Here is a 24,245-nt window from a genome sequence, read left to right as displayed (position 1 = left end):
GTTCTACGGGTCGAGGTCGTTCCCGGCCCGCTCGTCGAAGATCCTCATGGCCTTGGCGGTCACCGGTCCGGGCCCGCCGGCCAGTTCCAGGCCGTCCACCCGGTGGACGGCCTGCACATCGCGCAGGGTGGAGGTCAGGAAGATCTCCTCGGCCCGTTCCAGGACGTCGAACGGCAGGTCGGTCTCCTGGGCCCCTGTCCACTCCACGGCCAGTGCGCGGGTGATCCCGGCGAGGCAGCCGGAGGCGACCGGCGGGGTGTGCACCTGCCCGTCGAGCACTACGAAGACATTGGACCCGGTGCCTTCGCAGAGCTGTCCGACCGTGTTGGCGAAGAGCGCCTCGGACGCGCCGTGCTCATGGGCGCGGGCGAGTGCGACGACGTTCTCGGCGTACGAGGTGGTCTTGAGCCCGGCGAGCGCACTGCGTTCGTTGCGCGTCCAGGGGACGGTGATCACGGCGGTGGTGTCGGGGCGGCGCCGCGCCTCCCCGAGGGCGACGACGAGGCCGGGACCGGCGTCGCCGCGGTCGGAACCGAGCGGGGAGAGCCCTCCGGTGTAGGTGATGCGCAGCCGGCCGAACGCCATCGGGTTGGCGTCGATGACGGCGGCACAGGCGCGGCGCACCTCGTCGAGGTCGGGCGCGGGGAGGCCGAGGCCGCGGGCCGAGCGGGTCAGCCGGTCGAGGTGGCGGGTGAGAGCGAAGGGCCTGCCGTCGACGGTCTTGACCGTCTCGAAGATGCCGTCCCCCACAGTGAGTCCGTGATCGAGTACCGACACCCGGGCGTCGTCGGCGTCCCGCAGTTCGCCGTTGACCCAAATCCTCATCACGCGGTCCTTCCAATCGCTTCGTGAGCGCCCGACGCTACAGCGAGCAGCCGGGAGGCCTTCAGTTCGGTCTCGTCCCATTCGCGCTCCGGGTCGGAGCCCCAGGTGATGCCGGCCCCGGTACCGAAGCGGAGGACCGGAGCGGCCGCGGTCCGGTCGATCCAGAACGTACGTATACCGACGGCCAGGGAGGCGGTGCGGCGGTCGGCGTCGACCCACCCGATGCCGCCGCAGTAGGGCCCGCGCGGTGCGGTCTCCAGTTCCTCGATGATCCTGAGAGCGCTGGATTTCGGCGCTCCGGTGACGGAGCCGGGCGGAAACGCGGCGTCGAGGAGTTCGGGCCAGCCGGCCCCCTCGGCGAGCTCCCCTCGCACGGTGGAGACGAGGTGGACGAGCCCGGGGTGCTTCTCCACCACGCAGAGGTCGGGGACCCGGACCGATCCGGTGGCGCAGACCCGCCCGAGGTCGTTGCGGACCAGGTCGACGATCATCACGTTCTCGGCGTGATCCTTCTCCAGCAGATCGTCCTCGGTCCGCCCGGTGCCCTTGATCGGTCCGGACTCGATGGTCCGGCCGTCCCGCTTCAGGAAGAGTTCCGGGGACGCGGTGGCGATCTCCACGCCGTGCGCGGGCAGCCGGATCGTTCCTGCGTAAGGGGCGGGGTTGCCGCGCGCGAGCAGCGCGGTCAGCGCGTCCACGTCCGAGGCGGCCGGGTCGGGCAGTGGAGCGGTCATCACCCGGCAGAGATTGGCCTGGTAGACCTCGCCGGCCGCGATGTACTCGCGTATCCGCCGTACACCCGCGGTGTACGCGCCACGGTCCAGGGACGAGTTCCAGTCACCGGCCGCGGGTCCGCGCCAGCCGCCGCGCACCGGGGCGGCCACCGCCTCCGTACGTACGGAGGCGAAGCGGGCGCAGACGAGACGGCCCTCGAAATCGGCGGACACGGCCCAGAAGCCGGACGAGTCGAGGGCGGTGGGATCACTGGTCACGTCCCGTAGGTCGGACGCGACGAGGCCGCCGAAGCGGGCCATCGGAGCGAGGTCGTGCACGCCGTTGAGTCTAGGACGGCGCACGACGACCTGCGCCGGGGCGAACGCACCTCAGCACGCTGCACAAACGCGTTTTTGTACTGGCCCGGGAATCCGCTAGAGTTCAACACGTCGCCGGGACGCGCAAGCGGGCCGGAAAAGACAAGCGGACGTAGCTCAGTTGGTAGAGCGCAACCTTGCCAAGGTTGAGGTCGCCAGTTCGAACCTGGTCGTCCGCTCGCAGAAAGTGGGGGATCTTCCCGAGCCCTCACTCCTGGTGGAGTGGCCGAGAGGCGAGGCAACGGCCTGCAAAGCCGTCTACACGGGTTCAAATCCCGTCTCCACCTCCAAGGACGATTAGCTCAGCGGGAGAGCGCTTCCCTGACACGGAAGAGGTCACTGGTTCAATCCCAGTATCGTCCACCGGTCCGCAAGGATCCCCCGCGCGATTAGCTCAGCGGGAGAGCGCTTCCCTGACACGGAAGAGGTCACTGGTTCAATCCCAGTATCGCGCACGCAGTACACGCAGTTTCACCCTGCGCGATTAGCTCAGCGGGAGAGCGCTTCCCTGACACGGAAGAGGTCACTGGTTCAATCCCAGTATCGCGCACGCAGTACAAGCCCCGGTCGTCTCGGCGACCGGGGCTTTGTCGTCTCCTCGATGGGCAGCGGTGCGAACGCACGGCGGGCCCGGACGTCTTCCGTCCGGGCCCGCCGGCGGTTCACTCAGGACGAGAAGAGCATGCGTCCGAAGCTCTTGTGCCGGTAATGACCGCCGTGGTGCTGAGGGGCGCCCCAGGCGGGCGCCTGGGCGGCCGGGTAGGCCTGCGGGGCGGGCGGGTAGGCCTGCGGGGCGGGCGGGGCCTGCTGCGTCCACTGCGCCTCGATGCGGGTCAGGGTCTCCAGCTCGCCGTAGTCGAGGAAGATCCCCCGGCAGCCGCTGCACTGCTCGATCTGTATGCCATTGCGGTTGTACGTCTGCATCTGTGCGTGGCACTTGGGACACTGCATGGTTCGACTCACTCCTCGCCGTCGGGTCACCGTCCCCGGAATGCGTGCCCGGCGACGGTCGGTTCAGCCTACGACGAGTGCTCGGTGGCCAATTCGGGCTGAAGGGAGGCAATTCGGGCACAGGCATCGATCACCGTCTGCTCCACTTCATCCGGACTCCGGTCCTCCGCCGCGGACTTGGCAAGTGCGAGCGCTGCGGTCTGCACGGTCAGGGCGCGGGCCGGGACGTCCAGTTCGGGCCAAGGGTCGCCCTCGGCCCGTACGGCGGGTCCGCCCGCCTTACGGTAGGCGCCCAGGAAGCGGTGCCAGACATCGGGGGGCAGCAGCCCGGCCGCGTACCAGGCGGCGGGGCGGGCGAGGTCCCAGGCGGGGTCGCCGAGGCCCGCGTCGTCGATGTCGATGAGCAGCCAGGGGCCGTGCGGCGCGGGGTGGCGGACGAGTTGGCCGAGGTGCAGATCGCCGTGGCAGAGGAAGCCCGAGCGGTGCGGGGGCGCGGCGGCTTCGTCGCGGGCCCAGGCCGGCAGGCGGCGCCAGGCTTCGAGTACGGGGGCGGTGGCCGGTTCGCCGGGCCGGGTGGCGCGCATCCGGGCAACGGCGAGCGCGGCCTTGGCGGGGCCCCGCATGGGTGGGAGCGGGACGGCGGGCGGGGTCCGGTGCAGCGCGGCCAGCAGTACGGCGGCCTCCTCCCAGGGGGCGGCGTCGGGGTCGTCGGGGTCGACGGGCCGGCCGTGGGGCCACAGGGTGACGGGGCGGCCGTGGAGCGGGGCGGCGGGCCGGGGCCGCAGGGGAGCGAGCAGGATGCCGGTCAGGCGGGGGTCGTTCGCGAGCGTCAGTCGGGTCAGTAGATCGGGGGTGTCCGTGCCGGGGGCGTGGGCCTTGGCGACGACGGGCCCGCTGCGGACCACCGTGCCGTCCGCGCGGTCCGCGAGCACGGCCGGTGGCGGGCAGGCGCAGTCGGCCGAGGGTCCGGTGTGGGCGGCCCGGTGGGCGAGGGCGCCCAGCGCGCGTACGACTGCGGTGGTCACGTTCTCCCCCGGTGGCGGACAGATGCGGGCGGGCCGGTCCGCGCCGGGCCCGTCGATGAGCGTACGCGCGCCGCGGAAAGGCCCCGGACAGCGCGATGTCCGGTCAGCTCCCCAGCTGACCGGACAAACGCTGCCGTCCGCCGCACCCCCGTCCCCACGGGGTTGTTGGCCGGATGTCCCGGTCCGGACCGCTCTTCCGGACCCGGGGCGCCGCTCAGCGCCCCAGCATCACGCCCACGGACGACGCCTGTGTGACCACCGCGTCCCAGCCGCCGAAGACGACTACGAGCAGGGCCGCCAGGGGAAGAACCATCGCCGTCGCCACCAGGGGGTGGCGCGTACCGGACGACGGGCGGCTGCCGAACGCGGCATGGGCCCTGCGTCCTCGCGTGCGGATCATGGTCCGCGTTGCCGTGTCCGCCATGGTTCCTCTCCTGACCGGATGTGGAGCGGCGGGCGTGTGACCTCGGGGGACGAGTGCTGCGCCCGCCGCTTGACCTCAACATTAGGGAAGCGGAGGGCGTACGACGTCATGCCCGCGTACCGAATGCCGGGCCTCCCGGAGGATGAGCCGTGGGTAGCCGATGTACTCCCCTGGGTGGAGATCGGGCGCCTGGTCCCGGGGTCATCCCGGAGGGATGCCCGGAATGTTGCGGATCAGGTGGCCGGACGGGGTACGGCGGCCGGTCGTCGCTGGGCCCCGGACGAGGCCGTCGGCAGGTCGGGCGACGACCGTGACTTCACTCACTCGCCCGCGTCGCGGCTCCGGGCAACGGGCCGGGGTCGCGTCGCCCCGGTCGGCGCCGTCCTGTCCGTGCCGGGTCGGTGTGCCGCGCGGCCGCCGTCGGGGCCGAGGCCCTCATGGCACCAACCTCTTGTCACCGCAACCGGTTTGGGCAACCGGCGCCGTCCGGCACACGAACGGCCGCGGCCGCACACCCTGTCATGCGCCGTGCTGTGCACCGACAATCGATCGGCGGGCGAGGGCGCGGCCTCTGAGCGCCCCGGGCGCCGGGTACGTAAGCTGTGCCTCGTCAGGCGTACCAGGCAGCGGGGATGGGCAGACATGGCGATGATGCGGCTCCGGCGCGAGGACCCGCGTGTCGTCGGCTCGTTCAGGCTGCACCGGCGGCTCGGAGCGGGCGGCATGGGTGTCGTCTACCTCGGTTCGGACCGGCGGGGCCAGCGGGTGGCCCTGAAGGTGATCCGCCCGGATCTGGCGGAGGACCAGGAATTCCGCTCGCGGTTCGCGCGCGAGGTGTCCGCCGCGCGGCGGATCCGCGGCGGCTGTACGGCACGCCTGGTGGCCGCCGACCTGGAGGCGGACCGCCCGTGGTTCGCCACGCAGTACGTCCCGGGGCCCTCGCTGCACGACAAGGTGGCCGAGGAGGGCCCGCTGTCGGCGGCCGAGGTGGCTTCGATCGGGGCGGCGCTCTCCGAGGGGCTGGTGGCGGTGCACGAGGCCGGTGTCGTCCACCGCGACCTGAAGCCGTCGAACATCCTCCTCTCCCCCAAGGGCCCCCGGATCATCGACTTCGGGATCGCCTGGGCGACGGGGGCGTCCACCCTCACCCATGTCGGTACGGCGGTCGGCTCGCCGGGATTCCTGGCTCCCGAACAGGTGCGCGGCGCGGCGGTGACGCCCGCGACGGACGTGTTCTCCCTCGGTGCCACGCTGGCGTACGCCGCGATGGCCGACTCGCCTTTCGGGCACGGCAGTTCCGAGGTGATGCTGTACCGCGTGGTGCACGAGGAGCCTCAGTTGTACGACGTGCACGACGCGCTCGCGCCGCTGGTGAGCGCCTGCCTGGCGAAGGACCCCGAGGAACGGCCGAGCACGCTCCAACTGTCCATGCGGCTCAAGGAGATCGCGGCACGGGAGGCGCAGGGTCTGCACGAGAGCCGTCCGCCCGTCCAGCGTTCGGCACAGGAACTGGACCGCCCGACCGGCCGGATGGACGGCCCGTACACCGAGCAGCAGACCCGGCGTACGGCTCCTCCGGCGCCTCGCCGGCAGAAGCAGAAACAACCGCAGAGCGGCCGGCAGGCCACGTCGTCGCGAGCCGGGTCGCCCCGTACCGGTGGTTCACGCCCTCAGCAGCATCAGCCTCCGCGCAACACGACACGGTCCGGCAGACGCCCGCAGAGCACGAACGGGACGAACGGCCGGCCGGGAACGCGCCCCGGGGCCCGCAAGACGTCGACCGGGCGGCGTCCCGCCAATCCGCGGCTGCTGCGGCAGCGGCTCGTCGTCTTCGTCGTGGTGACGCTGCTGGTGGCGCTGGGCATCGCGGCGGCACAGGGCTGCCAGGGTCCGGCCCGCGGGCTGGGCACGGACCGCCCCCAGGGCCGGGCGCAGAGCCAGGGCGCGCTATGGGCCCGGGCCCAGGGTCTGGACGAGACGCGGAGTGGGAGTCCGGGCCTGGCGGGGACCCTGGCGCAGAGTCCAGGACTTCGGTAGCCGGTCAGCTCTGCGGGCGGCCCGATGCCACGGCGTAGAACGCGACCGCCGCGGCGGCTCCCACGTTCAGCGAGTCGACGCCGTGCGCCATCGGGATGCGCACCCATTCGTCGGCGGCGACCAGGGCCTGGGTGGACAGCCCGTCGCCCTCGGCACCGAGCATCAGCGCCACCTTGTCCATCCGGTGCGGTGCCGCCTCGTCGATGCTGCTGGCCTTTTCGTCCGGGGTCAGCGCGAGGAGTTCGAAGCCCGCTTCCCGTACGGTCTCCAGGGCCTTGGGCCAGGTGTCGAGACGGGCGTAGGGGACGGAGAAGACCGCGCCCATCGAGACCTTGACCGAGCGCCGGTAGAGCGGATCGGCGCAGTCCGGCGAGAGCAGCACGGCGTCCATGCCGAGGGCGGCGGCGCTGCGGAAGATCGCCCCGATGTTGGTGTGGTCGTTGACGGCCTCCATGACGACCACCCGGCGGGTCGTCGCCAGTAGTTCGTCGGCCGTCGGCAGCGGTTTGCGCTGCATCGAGGCGAGGGCGCCGCGGTGGACGTGGTAGCCGGTCACGCGTTCGGCGAGCTCGGGGCTGACGGCGTACACCGGGGCCGGGACCTCGTCGATGACGTCGCGCATGAGGTCGACCCACTTCGCCGAAAGCAGCATCGAGCGCATCTCGTACCCGGCGTGCCTGGCGCGTCTGATCACCTTTTCGCCCTCGGCGATGAAGAGGCCCTCGGCGGGCTCACGCCTGCGCCGGAGTTCGACATCGGTCAGTCCGGTGTAGTCGCGCAGGCGGGGGTCGTCGGGGTCGTCGACGGTGATGAGATCAGCCACGGGTTCGATACTGCCTTGTCCGGTGTGTGATGCCAACGGCTCGGGGGAAGATCTGTTACCGCTGGTTACTCTGCGGGGTGCGGGCGGCGGGTGCTCGGGCCGGCTATCCGGCTGTCAGCGGTGCGGCGCTCGTGCCGACCGCGACGACGTCGCCGATGACGATGACGGCCGGGGGGCGTACGTCCTCGGCGACGGCCCGTTCGGCGACGGTCGCGAGCGTCGCGTCGACCCGGCGCTGGGCTGCCGTGGTGCCCTCCTGGACCAGGGCGACCGGGGTCTCGGGCGCCTTGCCGTGGGCGATGAGGGTACGGGCGATGGCGCCGATCTTGTCGACGGCCATCAGGAGCACGAGGGTGCCGCGCAGCTTGGCGAGGGCCTGCCAGTCGACCAGCGAGCGTTCGTCGTCGGGGGCGACATGGCCGCTCACGACGGTGAACTCATGGGCCACACCGCGGTGGGTGACGGGGATGCCGGCAGCGCCGGGCACGGAGATCGAACTGGAGATGCCGGGGACGACGGTGCAGGCGATGCCTTCGGCGGCGAGCGCCTGGGCCTCCTCCATGCCGCGGCCGAAGACGAACGGGTCGCCGCCCTTGAGCCGCACGACGGCCTTGCCCGCCCTGGCGTGCTCGATGAGCGCCTGGTTGATCGCCTCCTGGGCCATGTAGCGGCCGTACGGGATCTTCGCGGCGTCGATCACCTCGACGTGCGGCGGGAGTTCGTCGAGCAGGTCGCGCGGGCCGAGGCGGTCCGCGATGACGACGTCGGCCTCGGCGAGGAGACGGCGGCCGCGGACCGTGATCAGGTCCGGGTCACCGGGGCCGCCGCCGACCAGGGCGACGCCGGGCGTCCGGGTGCGGTGATGAGGTGCGGCGAGGGTGCCGTCGCGCAGGCCCTCGACGATGGCGTCGCGGACGGCGGCCGAGTGGCGCGGGTCTCGCCCGTGGGTGTCGGTGGTGAGGACGGCCACGGTCACGCCCTCGCTGCGGCCCGTGGCCGGCGTCCAGGCGGTGGCTGCATCGGCGTTGTCACTGCGGACGCACCAGGTGCGGGTGCGCTCGGCCTCGGCGGAGGCGGCGTCGTTCGCCGCGGTGTCGTCGGACGCGATCAGGGCGTACCAGGCGTCGGCCAGGTCCCCGTCGGCGTACGGGCGGCGCTCCCAGCGGATCTCGCCGGCGTCGGCCATCGCCTCGACGGACGGGGTCGCGGCCGGCGATACGAGGACGATGTCGGCGCCCGCCGCGATGAGCGCGGGGAGACGGCGCTGAGCGACCTGGCCGCCGCCGACCACGACGACTCGGCGTCCGCCGAGACGCAGTCCGACGGGGTACGCAGGGTGATCGGCGTGATCGGCGTGATCCGCGTGCTCGGCCATGACGGTGCGGGCTCCTCGTGCAGGGGACGGAATGCGGCGGCCGCTGCGGCGGTGGAGCGGCTGTGACGTGCGGGTTCGTGGGGGCGGGATCCACGATACGGGGTGAGTGCGGGGGTGCGGCCGGGTGCGGGTGGCGGCGCCCGCGGCGGGCTTGTTCCCCTACCCGCCCCTTCCCGTAACCGGGGCTGCGCCCCCGGACCCCTGCTCCTCGATCGCCGGAGGGGCTTGAAGGTGTCCGGAGACGGAGATCCAGGCCTGGCTACTTCTCCGTGACGCCTGCCGCGTCGAACGTCGCCACCTCGTGCATCGCCCGCGCCGCGCTCTGCACGATCGGCAGTGCCAGCAGCGCACCGGTGCCTTCGCCGAGGCGGAGGTCCAGATCGACCAGCGGGCGCAGGCCCAGCTTGTTGAGTGCGGCGACGTGGCCGGGCTCGGCGCTGCGGTGCCCCGCGATGCAGGCGGCGAGGGCCTCGGGGGCGATCGCCCGGGCGACCAGGGCCGCGGCGCCCGCGCTCACGCCGTCGAGGATGACCGGCGTACGGAGCGAGGCACCGCCCAGCAGGAAGCCGGCCATCGCCGCGTGTTCGAGGCCGCCGACCGACGCCAGGACACCGATCGGGTCGGCCGGGTCGGGCTGGTGGAGTTCGAGCGCCCGGCGGACCACATCGACCTTGCGGGCGTGCATCTCGTCGTTGATGCCGGTACCGCGACCGGTCACCTCGGCCGGGTCCAGGCCCGTGTACACGCAGATCAGAGCGGCCGACGCGGTGGTGTTCGCGATGCCCATCTCACCGATGAGCAGGCCCTTGTTGCCTGCCGCGACCAGGTCGCGGGCGGTCTCGATGCCGACCTCGACGGCCGCGATGACCTCTTCGCGGGTGAGGGCCGGGCCGGTCGTGAAGTCGGCCGTTCCGGCGCGCACCTTGCGGGGAAGAAGGCCGGGCGTCGCGGGCAGTTCCATGGCCACGCCGACGTCGACCACGCACACCTCGGCACCGACCTGGGCCGCGAAAGCGTTGCAGACCGCGCCGCCGCCGAGGAAGTTGGCGACCATCTGGCCGGTGACCTCCTGGGGCCACGCGGTGACGCCCTGGGCGTGCACCCCGTGGTCCCCCGCGAAGATCGCGACGGCCGCGGGCTCGGGGATCGGCGGCGGACACAACCGGGAGAGTCCCGACAGCTGCGCGGAGATGATCTCCAGCATGCCGAGTGCACCGGCGGGCTTGGTCATCCGCTTCTGGCGTTCCCACGCCTCGCCGAGCGCCTTGGCGTCCAGCGGACGGATGCTGGAGATGGTCTCCTGCAGCAGGTCGTGCGGTTCTTCGCCGGGCAGGGCGCGGCGACCGTATGTCTCCTCGTGGACGACCCAGGACAGCGGGCGGCGCTTGGACCAGCCCGCCTGCATGAGCTCGGGCTCCTCGGGGAACTCGTCGACGTAACCGACACAGAGGTACGCGACGACTTCGAGGTGCTCGGGCAGGCCCAGGGCGCGGACCATCTCGCGCTCGTCGAAGAAGCTGACCCAGCCGACACCGAGGCCTTCGGCGCGGGCGGCGAGCCAGAGGTTCTCGACGGCGAGCGCCGAGGAGTACGGGGCCATCTGCGGCTGGGTGTGCCGGCCGAGGGTGTGGCGCCCGCCGCGGGTGGGGTCGGCGGTGACGACGATGTTGACCGGGGTGTCGAGGATGGCCTCGATCTTCAGTTCCTTGAACTGCTTGGCCCGGCCCTTGGGAAGCGACTGGGCGTAGGCCTCGCGTTGACGCTGTGCCAGTTCGTGCATGGAACGACGGGTCTCGGCCGAGCGGATGACCACGAAGTCCCAGGGCTGCGAGTGACCGACGCTGGGCGCCGTGTGCGCGGCTTCGAGGACGCGGAGCAGCACCTCGTGCGGAATCGGGTCGCTGCGGAAGCCGTTGCGGACGTCGCGGCGCTCGCGCATGACCCGCAGGACGGCCTCGCGCTCGGCGTCGTCGTAGCCGGGGGCGGGCGCGGCGGCGGGAGCCGCGGACTCCTCGGACGCGGATCCCTCGGGGGCCGCCGCTTCCTCGGCGAGGGGCTGGGGCTCGGGTTGCACGGACTCCACGGGCGCGGTCTGCGTGGTTTCCGCCGTCTCCGTGGCGGTCGTGATTTCCGGGGTCTCGATGACCTCCGGGCCCGGCTCGGGCTCGGGCAGAGCCTCGGCCTCGGGTACGGCTTCGGCTGCGATGACCGTCTCGGGAGCTTCGGCGGTCTCGACGGCTGCCAGGACCTCGGCGGCAGCGGACTCGGTGGGCTGGACCGGCTCCATGACGATCGCGACCCGCTCGGGTTCGGGCTCGGCCTCCACGGCCTGCTCCACCACGGGCGTCGGCGCCAGGTGCGGAGTTGTCGGCACCGCCCCCTCCACGGGCACGAACCGGCCCATGGGAGCCGTTTCCACGGCCTCCTCCGGTGCGGCCTCCACCGACGCGGTCTCCTCGGACGCGGTCTCCTCGGAGGCGAGGGGGGCGACCTCGGTGGCAGGCACCTCGGCGGCAGCCTCGGTCTCGGACTTCGCCGCGCTCTCGACATCTGCCTCGGCAGCAGCCTCGGCCGGAGCTTCTACAGCGACCGGCGCCGCATCGGCCACCGGCGCGCTCACTGCTTCCGGCACCACCACCGGCGCGACCTGCACGGGCTGTGCCTCAGGTACCGGCTCGGCAACCGGCTCCGGTACGACGACAGGCTCCGGGGCGACTGTTTCTGCCGGCGCCGGGGCGGCGACCGCCTCCGGCGCCTGGGCCGCCCACGGGCTTCCGCCCTGCGGCAGGATCTCACCGAGCTGCGGGCCCGGCAGTACGGCCGCCTCCTCGCCCGGCGTCTCGAAGTACTCGGGTCCGATCGTGGGCGGTCCGGCGTGCCGTGCGGGTGCCTGGGGCTGGATCTGGGCCTGTGTCTGGGGCGCGCCCGCGGGTCCGCGGTCGGCGAGCGAGCGGACCACTCCCCCGGTCGGCGATCCGCCGTAGGACGGCCCACCGTCGGCCGCGACCGGACCGCGGTGCAGCGGTCGACGCGCCGGGGTCTGGGGCTGCGGCTGGCTCTGGGCCGCAGCGGCGGGAGCCGGGGTGGGCGCGGGGATGCGTACGCCCCTCAGATCGACCGAACCGGAGTCGCGGCCACCGGACTCGTGCGTCCCCTGACCGGTCTCGGGCACGGCACCGGGCGCCGACTGCTGCACGGCGTACGCGTCCGCGGCCTGGACCTGCACCTGACTCCGGACGGGTTCCTGCGCCTGTACCTGCACGGGCCCCTGGGGCTGCCCCGGAGCCTCGAACGCGAGCTGCGGCTGGACCTGGTAGGCGGCCTGTTCGGGCAGTGGTGCCTGCGCGGCGACGCCCTCGGGGTACTGGCCGGGGGCCGGTACCGCCTGCGGGTCGCTCCAGGCTCCCTGGGGGCTCGGCATCAGCAGGAGATCATCGTCCTCGGAGACATGCTCGGAGGGAGCGAGGTAGGTGTAGGCATCCGGGGCGGCGATGCCCGGCTGCTCCACCATGCCTGCGTTCTCCGGCAGTCCCTCACCCGGGATCTGGCCGGTGTCACTCATGCGTACCCCTCGCCCATCGTCAGTGCTCCTTCGGCCCTTCGCCCGGGACGCCCGAACACGGCACGCCGGCGCTCGTCAACAAGAACGAGCGGGCGCGCCGCGCGGCACGAAACGGTCGCGGACATACTGCATTCTCGCGGCCGTTCGCCGCCGCGGCAGCTCATTTCGCCACGGCCCGCTGTGGACTGCGCCACGTCGCGCATCTCCCGGTCTGCCGTACCACAGCGAGGGCCAAAACGGTCCCCTTTTCCGGACATTGACGAACGAAACGACGAACGTCCAGCCGCGGTGCAACGATCGGCCAGCCTACCTCGCGCTGTACGCCGACCGGGTCACGGGGCGAGGTCCGAACGCAGCGCGGAGAGCAGGAACACGACCGAGCGTTCGCGCTCCGACCATGCGGCCGTCTCGAGTTCGACGGACTGGAGGAGCGAACACCGGACGGTGTATCCGTTCCCGGCGAGTGCCGCGCCCAGCGCCTCGGCCTCGTCGCGCGTGGAGGCATGGGTCACGATGCGTTCCGGCCGACGTTCGGTGACGGCGGTGACGACGGGGACTCCGCCGCCTCCGATCCGTACGACGTCCGGCTCCGGCAGCCGCTCCAGCACATGCGGTGCCCGGCCCTCGACGACCTGGAGCTGGACGCCGAAGGACCGGGCCGCCGCCGCGGTGCGGGCACAGGCCGCCGGGTCGCTGTCGACCGCGAGGACCGCTGCCCCGAAGCGGGCGGCCTCCACGGCCAGGGCACCGCTGCCGGAGCCGATGTCCCACAGGAGGTCGCCGGTGCGGGGGCCCAGGCGGGCCAGTTGAGCGGCGCGCAGCCCCGGGGACTCGCCCTCGCCGCTCCCTTCCCCGGCGTCGGTGGCGCCGCCCGGGTAGGCCTCCGGGGGCAGTGCCCAGCCGCGTACGCCACGGGGGTAGGCGGGGTGGCGGCCGGCGATCCAGGCGCCGGTGGCCTGCGGTTCGGGGCCGCCGCCGATGACGATCACCACGTTGGGGTCGCGCCAGACGTGGTCGGCGGCCATCTCGGATGTGACGACGCTGACCTGTTCGCGCGCGGTGCCGAGTTCCTCGCAGATGACGAAGGTGCGGTGGACGCCTTCGAGGAGCAGGGCGAGTTCGGCGGGGCCCGCGCCGGGCGAGGTGAGGACGGCGACCTTGTGGTGGGCACGGCAGACGTTGACGGCGCGGCGCAGGGTACGGGGGTGGGCGACGACGATCTGGGCGTCCTCCCAGGGCATTGCGGCGCGGGCGAACGCGGTGGCGACGGAGGACACGGCGGGCACCACTTCGACTTCGAGGCCGTGCTCGGGTGCGCGGAGATTGCGTACGACTCCGAAGAAGCCGGGGTCTCCGTCGGCGAGCACCACGGCGCTGCCGCGGTGTCCGGCGATCCGGCGGGCGGCCAGGTCGATGGAGCCCAGGCGGATCCGTTCGGCGTCGGCCGGGACTTCGGGAAGTGCGAGGTGGTGGGCGGCTCCGGCGACGAGCGTGGCGGCCGAGAGGGCGGCGGTGGCCGCTCCGGTCAGTGGCGAGCCGTCCCAGCCGATCACGGTGACCCGATCGGCCATCTGTCGTCAGTCTCCTGGAGTCGTCGCAGGTACGGATGCCCGTACGGGGCGGGCAGGGTGAGAGTACCCGGTCCGTACCAGTACGGTCCCGGGACCCCTTCGAGGGCTCAGTTCCAGTCGTTGTAGGTGCCGTAGCCGCCCGCGTCGGCGAGCTGCTCGGCCACGCCTTCGAGGTCCTCCGGAAGCAGACCCCAGACGATCAGGTCGGTCCTGATGTCGGTCCAGCCTCCGTCTGTGCCGTTCTCGGTACGGGTGCGCGCTATGCGGGCGTTGCGCAGGACCCCCTCACTGATGCAGCCGAGCTTCTGGGCGACCTGCTGCGAGGCGGTGTTGTCGGCGGCGGTGCGCAGTTCGATGCGCTCGAAGCCCTGGTCTCGGAAGAGCCACTGGGCCAGCGCCAGGACGGACTCGGTGGCGTATCCCTCGCCGCGCGCCCATGGGGCGGTGATGTACGCGACCTCGGCGGCGAGGGTGCGCCAGTCGGTGTTGTGCAGGCGGACCGAGCCGACGAGCCGCTGGGTGAGGAACTCGGTGACGGCGAAGACGATGCCGTCGCCCGTGGTGCGCTGTGCGGGTGCGATCCTGCGGACCCAGCGTTCGGCGTCGACCTGGGTGTAGGGGTGGGGGGCCTCGGTCCAGGCGGTGACGAGTTCGTCGTTCATCATCTCGACGTACGCCGGGATGTCCGTCATGTCGAAGGGGCGCAGCACCAACCGATCCGTGCTGATGGAGATGGACGGAAAGGTGGAAGTCATGCGCAGCTCCATGCCGAAGACCGTGTAAAGGCACAGCATGCAGCATCGGACCGGCGTTGTGCATGGGCGGGTCCGTACGACGGAGCCCCGCGCCCCTGGTGGGGTGCGCGGGGCTCGTCGGTCACATGCCGTGCGGGTGTCAGGACTTGGCGGCGGTGCCGAAGGCCGGGACGACCGAGCCCTGGTAGGTGTCCTCGATGAACTTCTTGACCTCGTCGGAGTGGAGGAGCTTCACGAGCTTCTGGACGCGGGCGTCGTTCTCGTTGCCCTTCTTCACGGCGATGATGTTGGCGTACGGGTTGCCGTCGGCCTTCTCCAGCACCAGAGCGTCCTTGGAGGGCTTGAGCTCGGCCTCGATGGCGTAGTTGCCGTTGATGACGGCGGCGTCCACATCATTCAGGGCGCGGGGCACGGTTGCCGCCTCCAGCTCCTTGAACTGCAGGCCCTTCTTGTCGGTGATGTCGCTCAGCTTGGCGTCGGTGCCGACGCCGGACTTGAGGGTGATCAGACCGTTCTCGGCGAGCAACTGGAGGGCGCGGCCCTCGTTCGTGGTGTCGTTGGGCACCGCGATGGTCTGGCCGGACTTGATGTCACCGAGGGCCTTGACCTTCTTGGAGTAGAGGCCGAGGGGCTCCAGGTGGACGGTGCCGACGGAGACGAGGTGGGTGTTGTTCTTCTTGTTGAAGTCGTCGAGGTACGGCTGGTGCTGGAAGAAGTTGGCGTCGACCTGTCCGGTTTCGGTGGCGGTGTTCGGCAGGACGTAGTCCGTGAACTCCTTGACCTCCAGCTTGAGGCCGGCCTTGGCCGCCAGGTTCTTCTTGACGAAGTTCAGGATGTCGGCGTGCGGTGTCGGGGACGCGGCGACGACGAGCGCCTTGGATGTGTCGGCCTTGGCACCGGTCTCGCTCTTGGAGGCCGGGTCGGACGACGTGCCGCAGGCGGTGAGGCCGAAGGCCAGGGCGGCGGTGGCGGCGGCAGCCGCGGTGATCTTGATGTTCTTACGCACGAAAAGTGCCTCTTTCGGTGGTGAGGGTGGTGCGCCCGGACAAGGAGTTCGGGCTTGAGCGGAGAGGAGGTCTCAGGTGGTGGCGCGGCCCCGGCGGGCCAGCAGGCGTACGACTGTGTCGCCGATCAGCTGGATCACGGTCACGATGACGATCAGCAGCGCGACGGTGATGAGCATGAACTGGTTGTCGAAGCGCTGGAATCCGTAGGTGACGGCCTTGGAGCCGAGCCCTTCGCCGCCGACCGCGCCGGCCATCGCGGAGTAGCCGATGAGCACGATGACGGTGGTGGTGACGCCGGAGACGAGCGAGGGCAGTGCCTGCGGGAGCAGCACCTTGCGGACGATCGTCGGGATGGATCCGCCCATCGACTGGACGGCCTCGACGAGCCCGTGGTCGACCTCGCGGACGGCCGTCTCGACGAGCCGCGCGAAGAACGGGATGGCGCCGACGGCGAGCGGCACGATCATCGCGGTCGGGCCGATGAAGGTGCCGACGACCCAGGTGGTGAAGGGGATCAGGGCGATCAGCAGGATGATGAACGGCAGTGAGCGGCCGATGTTCACGATCACGCCGATGACCTTGTTCACCGGGGTGTTCCGGAGCAGTCCGCCCTTGTCGGTGAGGACCAGCAGGACGCCGAGCGGGAGTCCCACGAGGACGGTGACGACCGCGGACCAGAGCACCATGTAGAGGGTGTCGATGGTTCCCTGGGTGAGCAGTGGCTGCATTTCGGACCAGGTCACTTCGCCACCTCCTTGGTGAGCGGGGCGAGGGGCCGGGCGGGGACGGGGGCGGTGTCGTGCTCCACGACCTCGGCCTGGAGGCCCTGTTCACGCAGGAAGCCGATCGGGACGACGTTCTCCTCGAAGCGGCCGGGCAGTTCGATACGCATCCGGCCGATCTGCTTGCCGCCGACGGTGTCCATCGCGGCGCCCAGGATCGAGATGTCGATGTTGTATGTACGGGAGAGCTGCGAGATCACCGGCTGGGTGGCGGCCTCGCCGTGGAAGGTGACGTCGACGACCGTACGGTCGGGGCCGGAGGCCGTACCGCCGACGGGGAACAGTTCGTGGGCCAGTTCGGAGCCGGGGGTGGCGAGGAGTTCGCCGACGGTGCCGGATTCGACGACGCGTCCCTTCTGCATCAGCGCGGCGGAGTCGCAGATCGTCTTCACGACGTCCATCTCGTGCGTGATGAGCAGGACGGTCAGGCCCAACTGCTGGTTGAGGTCGCGGAGCAGTTGGAGGATGGAGCGGGTGGTCTCGGGGTCGAGGGCGGATGTCGCCTCGTCGGAGAGCAGCACCTTGGGGTCGCCGGCGAGTGCGCGGGCGATACCGACGCGCTGCTTCTGGCCGCCGGAGAGCTGGCCCGGGTAGGACTTGGCCTTGTCGGCGAGGCCGACCAGGTCGAGGAGTTCGAGGGCTTTGCGGGCACGGTCCTTGCCGGATACGCCGAGGATCTCCAGCGGAAGTTCTACGTTGTCCTGGACGGTGCGGGAGGCCAGCAGGTTGAAGTGCTGGAAGACCATGCCGATGCGGCTGCGTGCCTCGCGCAGTTCCTTGCCGGCCCGGCGGCCCCGGCCGGCGAGGGCGGTGAGGTCCTGGCCGGCCACGGTGACGGTGCCCGAGGTGGGGCGTTCCAGGAGGTTGATGCAGCGGATGAGGGAGGATTTTCCGGCGCCGCTCTGTCCGATGACGCCGTACACCTCGCCTTCGCGGACGTGCAGGTCGACGCCGTCCAGGGCGGTGACCTCGCGGTCGCGCGACTGGTAGACCTTCGTGAGGCCCGTAGTGGTGATCACAGGGTTTCCGTCACTGTCGAGTGCGCGGCGCGGTGTCCGCCGGGCACGGGGCATTCGTCTGATGAGACTGTCCGGGCGTTTCGATCGGCCGTCCCGAGCGGGGGTCTCGGCGCGGCTGCGGGCGGCGGGTGGCCGGGCAGCGGTGCTCGGACGAGCTCGTTCCGCCGGGTGCGGACGGCTCGGGCTCGGTCTCGCTTCGGGGCGCGAGGATCGGGCGGGGGCCCTCAGAAGGTGCGCATTCGACACATACAACGAGCACCGGGCGTCATGATCGCCTCGGTCGCAAGGGTGCGGTCGCTCGTCGTGGTCATGCACGAAGTAAAACAGACGTAACGTTCCGCCCGACCTGCCTGTCCGAATAGCGGACAGGCATGGATGGTGGCGTGAGACGGTTCGGCCGGCCGTCGTGATTCCCGTTTCCTGCGCCGTGACCTGCACCGATACGGCAGAGAGGGCATCGACGACGAATTCCGCGGCCGGCGCGGAGCGGTCGCGCGTTGTGGTCAAGGCCACGGTCCCACCCGGGTGCGGGCAGCGCCCCGGGTGCGGGGGCGCACGCAGCGGGCCGTTCGGTCCGTAATACCCTCGCCTCATGCTTGACGCCCTGACGGTCGCGGTCGCCGTGACCGCGCTCGCCCTCACCGCCTGGTGCGGACTCGCCGCTTACCGGGACCAGCCGACCAAGGACTGGCACTTCATCGGGATGGCCGTGGTCTCGCTGCTGGCGCTGGCCCAGCTGGTGGTGGGCATCGTGCAGATGTCCCGGGGCGAACGGCCCGAGCAGGGCATGACGATCTTCATCGCGTATCTGATCGGGTCCTTCCTCGCCGTGCCCGCGGCCGGATTCCTGTCGCTCACCGAGCGGACCCGGTGGGGTTCGGTGACGGTGGCGGCGGGCGCGGTCGTGCTGGCCGTCCTCGAAGTACGGCTCTACGACATCTGGGGAAACTGACCGTGACCGACACCGATCGCACCCCCGCCGCTGCCACCGGTGAGAAGGGGCCCTTCGACCTCGGCACCGGCCCCGGCCGGGTACTGGTCTGGTTCTACGGGGTGTTCACCGTCGCGGCGGCCTCCCGCTCGATCGTCCAGATGATCCTGGACTTCGGCAGGGCACCGCTCGCCTATGTGCTGTCGGCCGTCGCCGCCGTCGTGTACGGGTTCATCACGTACTCGCTGGTGCGCGGCGGCGAGAGGGCGCGCAGGTCGGCGCTGGTGTGCTGCGCCGCCGAGCTCCTGGGTGTGCTGGTCGTCGGGACCTGGACGATGGTGGAGCCCTCGGCGTTCGCCGACGCCACGGTCTGGTCCGACTTCGGCATGGGCTACCTGTTCATCCCGGTGATCCTGCCGATCACCGGGATGATGTGGCTGCGCCGCGCGAAGAACGCGTAGGACGGGCACGGGACGGACGGCGTACGCGTAACCGTCGCTACGCGCTCGCCACGTAGGCGGGCGCGGTCGCGTCCTTCTCCAGCAGGATCATCCGGACGCCGTCCTGACTGGTCTTGTTGCCCACGGGGGCGTATCCGGCCCGCCGGTAGAGGCGCAGGTTGCCCTCGCTGCGATGCCCGGTGTGCAGCCGGAAGCGGGTGGCCGACCGCTCGTCGGCGAGTCCCGACTCCGCGGCCCGCAGCAGCCGGGCGCCGAGGCCGTGCCCCTGGAGCCGCGGGTGGACGCAGAGCCTCCCGATCTGCCCGGCGCCGTCCTGATCGATGGATCCGCGGACGGAACCGACGACTTCGTCACCCAACCGCGCCACGAACACCAGATTCGTGGCGATCTCGGCGCGCACCGAATCGAGCGTCTGGACGAGCGGGTCGATCCGGTAGTTCCCGTACAGCTCCGCCTCGGTCTGGAAACAGAGGTACTGAAGCTTCAAGATCTGTTCGGCATCCTGTGCCGTCGCCGCCGAGATGATCACACTCATGCCCATGTGCGCATGCCTCCGCCCACCCGATCCACCGGTTGTCCAACGCTCCTTCCCCGCGGTTCAGGAGCGACAACCTCCGCCGCGAGAATTCTGCGCAGACATCCAAGGCATCGGGAACGGATCGGACCCAAACTCCCCTGTGACATACCCAACTTCCCTGCGATTTCCCGGTAGGTGGGATCACCGGGCGCCAGCATCGCCGCCAGTAGCCGGGAGCAGCGGCCGGGCAGCCGGTCCACCGCGGCGCGCAGCGCCCGGCGTTCGTAGGCACCGACGGCGATCCGCTCGGGGCAGGCCGCCGGGTCCGCGGAGGTCTCGTCGCGGTAGGGGCGTTCGCGCCGGGCGGTGCGGCGGGCCCGGCGAGCCTCCGCCCGTACGGCGTTGCGCACCCAGCGCGCCGGGTCCGGCGGCGGCCCGTCCAGCGCGAGCCGCTCCAGCAGCCGTAGCCAGACGGCCTGTTCGAGGTCGGCGGGTTCGATCGCCGCGCCCGTCGCCGAGGCGGCCGCCTCGGCCGTGGCCTCGGCGCTCACCAGCGGATGGAGGATGCGGACGACGGCCGCGGGGGCGGCTTCGGTCCCTGCGGGGGCATGCTCGAGAAGCGTCATGCCCCGGCCAACGCACCGGACCGGCGGCCGGTTGCCGTACCTGGCGCGCACCACCCGACCGGGGCACGCCCCGGCCGGGTGCTGACGCCGGTCTCACTTGGCGGCGAAGTCCGCCGCGGCGAGAAGAGCGGTGTCCGGGTTGTCGGAGAAGATCCCGTCGATACCCGTCGCGAAGTACGCCTGGAACGCGCCGAACGCGTCACCGTACGCGGCGGGATCCGTGCCGCGCCTGAAGTCGGCGGGCAGGAAGGTGTTCTCGTTGCGCAGGGTGTACGGGTGCAGGACCAGGCCCTGGGCGTGCGCGTCCGCCACGAGGGTGGTGGGTGCGGTGAGCCGCCCGGAGGAGTCCTTGGGAATGATCAGGTCCAGGGTGGGTCCGATGCCCTGGGCGAAGGACGCCATCCACCTCAGACCCTCGGGCTTCACCAGGTCGGCGACGGTGCGCGGATCGCCGGACGTGACGAAGTCCCAGGGGCGCTCGCCCGCGCCGGAGAGCAGGACGACGCGCGGGGTGGCGACGAGTCCGGCCAGGCGCTGGATGCTGCCGGGCTCGAAGGACTGGAGGATGAGCGGCGACTGCTTGTGGTGGCGGTTGTAGCGGCGCAGCAGCTTGGCGAGGGGCTCTTCGAGGCCGAGGCCGAGGCCCCGGAAGTAGGTGGGGTGCTTGGTCTCGACGTACAGCCAGACCGGCTTGCCGCGCCTGCGTCCCTCGCGGTCGGCCCAGCCCAGCACCTCTTCGAAGGTGGGGATCTCCCAGCGGCCGTCGTAGAGCGTGTTCTTCTGACGGGTGCCGGGTATGCGCTCCTTGGCCCGCAGTGTCTTCAGTTCGGCGAGGGTGAAGTCCTCGGTGAACCAGCCGGTGAGCGAGACCCCGTCGACCTTCTTCGTGGTCTTGCGGCTCGCGAACTCGGGATGGGCGGAGACGTCGGTGGTGGCGGTGATGTCGTTCTCGTGACGGCAGACGAGGTGGCCGTCCTTGGTCGGCACCAGGTCCTGCTCGATGATGTGCGCGCCCATGTCGAGGGCCAGCTGGTAGGAGCCGAGGGTGTGCTCGGGCCGGTAGCCGCTGGTACCGCGGTGCCCGATGACGGTGGGCACCGGCAGATCGAGGCGGAAGCCGTGGCCGCTCGACCGTTCGGCGGTGTTCCCGGCCGCGTTCCCGGCGGCGTCGGCCGGGCCGCCGGCCAGTCCGAGGGCGGCCGTGCCCAGTACGGCGGCCCCCGCACCGAGCAGGGTTCTGCGGCCGGGACCGGTCTGCGCGCGCTCTGTCATGAATGCTCCTCGCGTGTGATGTCTCGCACCTGTCGGGCGCGGCCCGAGCGTAGGCAGTCGTACCGTCTCAGGAGCAGCTCCTGGACGAACATGGCGGAAACACGCGTCAACACTGCGTATCCACTCGGTGAACCCGATGTGCGGTGGGCGAGATCCCGCGAGTATCGTCCTCACCTGCATGGACCGTCACGATCCCGCGCCTCGGCCGGCCCGGCCACTACACCGGAGGAACCGTTGTCCCGACACGCACTCATCAAGGCAGTGCTCGGACCGATCTTGCGCCTGATGTTCCGCCCCCAGGTGGAGGGCGTGGAGAACATCCCCGGGGACGGTCCGGTGATCCTCGCGGGCAACCATCTGACGTTCATCGACTCGATGATCATGCCGATCTGCTGCGACCGGCCGGTGCACTACATCGGCAAGGACGAGTACGTGACGGGCAAGGGGATCAAGGGCCGGGCGATGGCCTGGTTCTTCACGGGCTGCGGCATGATCCCGGTGGACCGGGACGGCGGCCGCGGCGGTGTGGCGGCGCTGATGACGGGCCGTCGGGTGCTGGAGGAGGGCAAGGCCTTCGCCATCTACCCCGAGGGCACCCGCTCCCCCGACGGCCGCCTCTACCGGGGCCGTACCGGCATCGCCCGGCTGACGCTGATGACGGGTGCGCCGGTGGTGCCGTTCGCGATGATCGGCACGGACAAGCTGCAGCCCGGTGGTGCGGGTCTGCCCCGCCCCGGCAAGGTGACGGTCCGCTTCGGTGAGCCGATGGAGTTCTCCCGCTACGAGGGCATGGATCGCGACCGTTATGTGCTGCGGGCGGTCACCGACTCCGTGATGGCCGAAGTGATGCGGCTGTCCGGTCAGGAGTACGTCGACATGTACGCCACGAAGGCGAAGGCCGCGTGAGCTGACGCACCGCGGAGGATACGCGGATGGGCCCGTACCCCGGTTGGCGGTACGGGCCCATCCGCATGTCGAGCGTGTCGTCCGGGCCCGTACGGGCCGGGACGCGGGCGGCTACTGGTGGACGATGCCCTCCTCCAGCTTCTGACCGCGCAACAGGAACCAGGCGGTGGCGGCCGTCGCCAGCAGGACCGCCGCGCCGACCCCCGCGGCGAGCCGCAGCCCGTCGACGAACGACTCCTGTGCGGCGGCGACCAGCGCGCTCGCCTGCTGCGCCGGAAGGCCGTGGGCCGCTTCGACGGCACCGCCCAGCGATTCGTGGGCCGCTGCGGCGTTGGCGGACGGGACGCCCGCCGGGGTGGCGAAGTCCTGGTAGACGCCGGTGACGATGGAGCCGAGCAGGGCGATACCGAGGGCCGCGCCGAGTTCGTACGCCGTCTCGGAGACCGCGCCCGCAGACCCCGCCTGCTCCTTCGGGACGCTGGAGAGGATCACATCGGAGGTGACGGTGAAGGCGAAGCCCGCGCCGACGCCGACGACCAGCAGCAGCGCGCCGATCAACGGGTAGGCGGTCTCCTTGTGGATCAGGGCGACCGCGGCGAGCGCCAGGCCGATCGCCCCGAGACCGCCGGACACCACCAGCCGTACGGAGTAGCGACGGGCCGCCACACCGGCGAGCAGTCCCGCGGTGACCGCGCCGACGGCCGCGGGCAGTTCGGCGAGTCCTGCCTCCAGCGGTCCGCGCCCCTGGACCAGTTGCAGGAACTGGGAGAGGAAGAAGACCAGCCCGGACAGGCCGAGGATGGTCAGCAGATCGGCGAGGACCGCACCCGAGAAGCCCCGGTGGTGGAAGAGCCGCATGTCCAGCAGCGGCGCGGGGAGCGTGAGTTGTCTGCGCACGAACCAATGGAGCGCGGCCAGGCCGCCGAGGCCCGCGACGGCGATTCCCCAGCTCGTACCGTGCGCGGCCAGCTCCTTGACGGCGTATACGACACCGATCATGCCGATGAAGGAGAGTGCCACGCTGACCAGATCCCAGGGGCCCGGCGTCGGATTCTTCGACTCGGGGATCATTTTGACGCCGATGACCACCAGGACGGCCATGACGGGCAGGTTGATCAGGAAGACCGAGCCCCACCAGAAGTGTTCCAGGAGGAATCCGCCGACGACGGGACCGACGGCCGCGCCCGCTGAGGCCATGGCGCCCCAGATGCCGATGGCGAGGCTGCGCTCGCGCGGATCGTGGAAGAGGTTGCGGATCAGGGCGAGCGTGGACGGCATCAGAGTGGCGCCCGCGACACCGAGCAGCGCCCGCGCCAGGATCATCATCTCGGGGGTGCTCGCGTACGCGTTGAGCACGGAGACCCCGCCGAAGGCGACGGCACCGCTCAGCAGCAGCTTCTTGCGGCCGATGCGGTCACCGAGGCTGCCCATGGAGACCAGGAGCCCGGCGATGACGAAGGAGTAGACGTCGCCGATCCAGAGAAGCTGGGTGCCGGACGGCTTGAGGTCCTCGGTGAGGAAGGGGGTGGCGAGGCCCAGGACTGTGGCGTCCACCGCCACGAGCAGCACGGCGAGAACGAGGACGCCCAGGGCGATCCACCGACCCGGAGGGCGCAGCTCGTCGGAGGTTTCCGCGCGCTGTTCGAGACTGCTCATTGATCCACGCTCCGGCGTGCGCCGCCGAGCAGCAACTCGACGATCATGTGCTGGAAGTCCTGCCCCGCGACCCGGCCCGTCTGGACGACCCAGGCTCCGGAGGAGATGAGCCCGTAGAGGGCCTCGGTCAGCCAGGCGGGGGTGAGGTCGATGCGGAACTCGCCGCGTTCCTGGCCGCGCCGGAAGAAGGCGGAGACCCGGGCGTCGAGCCGGTTCCAGCCCTCGTTGACCTCGTCTCCCTCGAAGAGCTGGTTCTCGGTGACGAGGAAGGAGAGGAGTCCGGCGCTCGGCTCGACGGCGGCGACGAGTCGGCGCAGCGCCTCCTCGGAGGCCCCCTCGTCGAGCGCGGCGGCGTCCAGAGCTGCTCCGAACTCCTGGATTCCCAGGTTCTCCAATGCCCTGACCAGGGCGTCCCGTCCGGCGAAGTGCCGGTGCAGAGTGGCGCGTCCGATGCCTGCGGCTCTGGCGACCTCGTCCATGGTGGCGGTCGATTTGCGGGTCAGCAGGGCGGCTGCGCTGCGCAGCACCTGCTCACGGTCGAGAGTCATGAGACGACCATAACCCATATGAGACACGAATGTCTCACCGTAGATTCATCGCCCTCTGCCGACGCGAGAGAGGACCATGTC

The 24,245-nt window shown here is 71.2% G+C and carries 22 protein-coding genes and 5 tRNA genes; 9 read left to right on the top strand and 18 right to left on the bottom strand.

Annotated features, from left to right (window positions below; translation table 11 throughout):
• Positions 1-3: 3 nt before the first annotated feature.
• A complete protein-coding gene (locus ACZ7L9_RS26410) occupies positions 4-825 on the bottom strand; it encodes an aminotransferase class IV (RefSeq protein WP_471418825.1) in 822 nt (273 codons plus the stop codon).
• Positions 825-1,859 (bottom strand): chorismate-binding protein, encoded by a 1,035-nt coding sequence (locus tag ACZ7L9_RS26405; protein ID WP_471418973.1) that lies wholly within the window; start codon positions 1,857-1,859, stop codon positions 825-827. The genes ACZ7L9_RS26410 and ACZ7L9_RS26405 overlap by 1 nt, the downstream gene beginning before the upstream one ends.
• Before the next feature lie 163 nt (positions 1,860-2,022).
• Between ACZ7L9_RS26405 and ACZ7L9_RS26400 the strand changes: the two genes are divergently transcribed.
• The 5 genes from ACZ7L9_RS26400 to ACZ7L9_RS26380 all read left to right on the top strand — a co-directional run bounded on the left by ACZ7L9_RS26400 (position 2,023) and on the right by ACZ7L9_RS26380 (position 2,466).
• Positions 2,023-2,095, top strand: a tRNA-Gly gene (locus ACZ7L9_RS26400).
• A gap of 37 nt (positions 2,096-2,132) precedes the next feature.
• Positions 2,133-2,206, top strand: a tRNA-Cys gene (locus tag ACZ7L9_RS26395).
• Between the two features lies 1 nt (position 2,207).
• Positions 2,208-2,279 (top strand) — tRNA-Val (locus tag ACZ7L9_RS26390).
• Between the two features lie 20 nt (positions 2,280-2,299).
• Positions 2,300-2,371 (top strand) — tRNA-Val (locus tag ACZ7L9_RS26385).
• Positions 2,372-2,394: 23 nt separating this feature from the next.
• A tRNA-Val gene (locus ACZ7L9_RS26380) sits at positions 2,395-2,466 on the top strand.
• Positions 2,467-2,582: 116 nt separating this feature from the next.
• Here the strand turns inward: ACZ7L9_RS26380 and ACZ7L9_RS26375 are convergent.
• From ACZ7L9_RS26375 to ACZ7L9_RS26365, 3 genes are all read right to left on the bottom strand, one after another.
• Complete coding sequence (locus tag ACZ7L9_RS26375; RefSeq protein WP_471418823.1) at positions 2,583-2,867, bottom strand: TFIIB-type zinc ribbon-containing protein; 285 nt, start codon at positions 2,865-2,867, stop codon at positions 2,583-2,585.
• Positions 2,868-2,935: 68 nt separating this feature from the next.
• Positions 2,936-3,892 (bottom strand): phosphotransferase family protein, encoded by a 957-nt coding sequence (locus ACZ7L9_RS26370; protein ID WP_471418821.1) that lies wholly within the window; start codon positions 3,890-3,892, stop codon positions 2,936-2,938.
• 214 nt (positions 3,893-4,106) lie between these two features.
• Positions 4,107-4,316, bottom strand: coding sequence for a hypothetical protein (locus ACZ7L9_RS26365; protein ID WP_471418819.1), 210 nt, complete (start codon positions 4,314-4,316; stop codon positions 4,107-4,109).
• 642 nt (positions 4,317-4,958) lie between these two features.
• On the opposite strand from ACZ7L9_RS26365, the gene ACZ7L9_RS26360 reads away from it, so the two are divergent.
• On the top strand, positions 4,959-6,353 hold the full coding sequence (locus tag ACZ7L9_RS26360; protein WP_471418817.1) for a serine/threonine-protein kinase: 1,395 nt from the start codon (positions 4,959-4,961) through the stop codon (positions 6,351-6,353).
• 4 nt (positions 6,354-6,357) lie between these two features.
• Here ACZ7L9_RS26360 and ACZ7L9_RS26355 read toward each other — a convergent pair whose 3' ends face one another.
• From ACZ7L9_RS26355 to ACZ7L9_RS26320, 8 genes are all read right to left on the bottom strand, one after another.
• The gene (locus ACZ7L9_RS26355; RefSeq protein WP_362205524.1) at positions 6,358-7,176 is read right to left on the bottom strand and encodes a TrmH family RNA methyltransferase; all 819 of its coding nucleotides are present in this window, start codon (positions 7,174-7,176) and stop codon (positions 6,358-6,360) included.
• Between the two features lie 103 nt (positions 7,177-7,279).
• Entirely contained in the window at positions 7,280-8,551 is a 1,272-nt protein-coding gene (gene cobA / locus ACZ7L9_RS26350) for a uroporphyrinogen-III C-methyltransferase (RefSeq protein ID WP_471418814.1), read from the bottom strand.
• Positions 8,552-8,810: 259 nt separating this feature from the next.
• Positions 8,811-12,113, bottom strand: coding sequence for a nicotinate-nucleotide--dimethylbenzimidazole phosphoribosyltransferase (gene cobT, locus ACZ7L9_RS26345; RefSeq protein WP_471418812.1), 3,303 nt, complete (start codon positions 12,111-12,113; stop codon positions 8,811-8,813).
• Positions 12,114-12,445: 332 nt separating this feature from the next.
• Positions 12,446-13,684, bottom strand: coding sequence for a precorrin-6y C5,15-methyltransferase (decarboxylating) subunit CbiE (gene cbiE / locus ACZ7L9_RS26340; RefSeq protein WP_471418810.1), 1,239 nt, complete (start codon positions 13,682-13,684; stop codon positions 12,446-12,448).
• 107 nt (positions 13,685-13,791) lie between these two features.
• On the bottom strand, positions 13,792-14,478 hold the full coding sequence (locus ACZ7L9_RS26335; protein ID WP_471418808.1) for a GNAT family N-acetyltransferase: 687 nt from the start codon (positions 14,476-14,478) through the stop codon (positions 13,792-13,794).
• 100 nt (positions 14,479-14,578) lie between these two features.
• Positions 14,579-15,445, bottom strand: a complete 867-nt coding sequence (locus ACZ7L9_RS26330) for a MetQ/NlpA family ABC transporter substrate-binding protein (protein ID WP_471418806.1) — start codon at positions 15,443-15,445, stop codon at positions 14,579-14,581.
• Positions 15,446-15,517: 72 nt separating this feature from the next.
• Positions 15,518-16,189 (bottom strand): methionine ABC transporter permease, encoded by a 672-nt coding sequence (locus ACZ7L9_RS26325; protein WP_471418804.1) that lies wholly within the window; start codon positions 16,187-16,189, stop codon positions 15,518-15,520.
• Positions 16,186-17,247 carry a methionine ABC transporter ATP-binding protein gene (locus ACZ7L9_RS26320; RefSeq protein ID WP_471418802.1) on the bottom strand — a complete coding sequence of 354 codons (1,062 nt, stop codon included), beginning with the start codon at positions 17,245-17,247 and terminating at the stop codon, positions 16,186-16,188. Before ACZ7L9_RS26320 ends, ACZ7L9_RS26325 begins: the two co-directional genes overlap by 4 nt.
• Before the next feature lie 592 nt (positions 17,248-17,839).
• Between ACZ7L9_RS26320 and ACZ7L9_RS26315 the strand changes: the two genes are divergently transcribed.
• Positions 17,840-18,199 (top strand): hypothetical protein, encoded by a 360-nt coding sequence (locus ACZ7L9_RS26315; protein WP_406380183.1) that lies wholly within the window; start codon positions 17,840-17,842, stop codon positions 18,197-18,199.
• Positions 18,200-18,201: 2 nt separating this feature from the next.
• On the top strand, positions 18,202-18,639 hold the full coding sequence (locus ACZ7L9_RS26310; RefSeq protein ID WP_471418799.1) for a hypothetical protein: 438 nt from the start codon (positions 18,202-18,204) through the stop codon (positions 18,637-18,639).
• A 37-nt stretch (positions 18,640-18,676) separates the two neighbouring features.
• Here the strand turns inward: ACZ7L9_RS26310 and ACZ7L9_RS26305 are convergent, their stop codons facing one another.
• From ACZ7L9_RS26305 to ACZ7L9_RS26295, 3 genes are all read right to left on the bottom strand, one after another.
• Positions 18,677-19,180: a GNAT family N-acetyltransferase gene (locus tag ACZ7L9_RS26305; protein ID WP_471418797.1), complete on the bottom strand. Its 504-nt coding sequence runs from the start codon at positions 19,178-19,180 to the stop codon at positions 18,677-18,679.
• A complete protein-coding gene (locus tag ACZ7L9_RS26300; protein WP_471418794.1) occupies positions 19,171-19,782 on the bottom strand; it encodes a sigma-70 family RNA polymerase sigma factor in 612 nt (203 codons plus the stop codon). Before ACZ7L9_RS26300 ends, ACZ7L9_RS26305 begins: the two co-directional genes overlap by 10 nt.
• Positions 19,783-19,875: 93 nt before the next feature.
• Positions 19,876-21,054, bottom strand: a complete 1,179-nt coding sequence (locus ACZ7L9_RS26295) for a glycerophosphodiester phosphodiesterase (RefSeq protein ID WP_471418793.1) — start codon at positions 21,052-21,054, stop codon at positions 19,876-19,878.
• A 234-nt stretch (positions 21,055-21,288) separates the two neighbouring features.
• Between ACZ7L9_RS26295 and ACZ7L9_RS26290 the strand changes: the two genes are divergently transcribed.
• Entirely contained in the window at positions 21,289-21,960 is a 672-nt protein-coding gene (locus ACZ7L9_RS26290) for a lysophospholipid acyltransferase family protein (protein ID WP_471418791.1), read from the top strand.
• A gap of 111 nt (positions 21,961-22,071) precedes the next feature.
• On the opposite strand, the gene ACZ7L9_RS26285 is transcribed toward ACZ7L9_RS26290, so the two are convergent.
• Together ACZ7L9_RS26285 and ACZ7L9_RS26280 are read right to left on the bottom strand one after the other, a co-directional pair.
• On the bottom strand, positions 22,072-23,616 hold the full coding sequence (locus ACZ7L9_RS26285) for an MFS transporter (protein WP_471418789.1): 1,545 nt from the start codon (positions 23,614-23,616) through the stop codon (positions 22,072-22,074).
• On the bottom strand, positions 23,613-24,164 hold the full coding sequence (locus ACZ7L9_RS26280; protein WP_471418787.1) for a TetR/AcrR family transcriptional regulator: 552 nt from the start codon (positions 24,162-24,164) through the stop codon (positions 23,613-23,615). The genes ACZ7L9_RS26285 and ACZ7L9_RS26280 overlap by 4 nt, the downstream gene beginning before the upstream one ends.
• Positions 24,165-24,245 lie beyond the last annotated feature (81 nt).

Source organism: Streptomyces sp. NPDC111516 (genome assembly GCF_055635345.1).
This window is presented reverse-complemented; position numbering and strand designations above follow the sequence as displayed.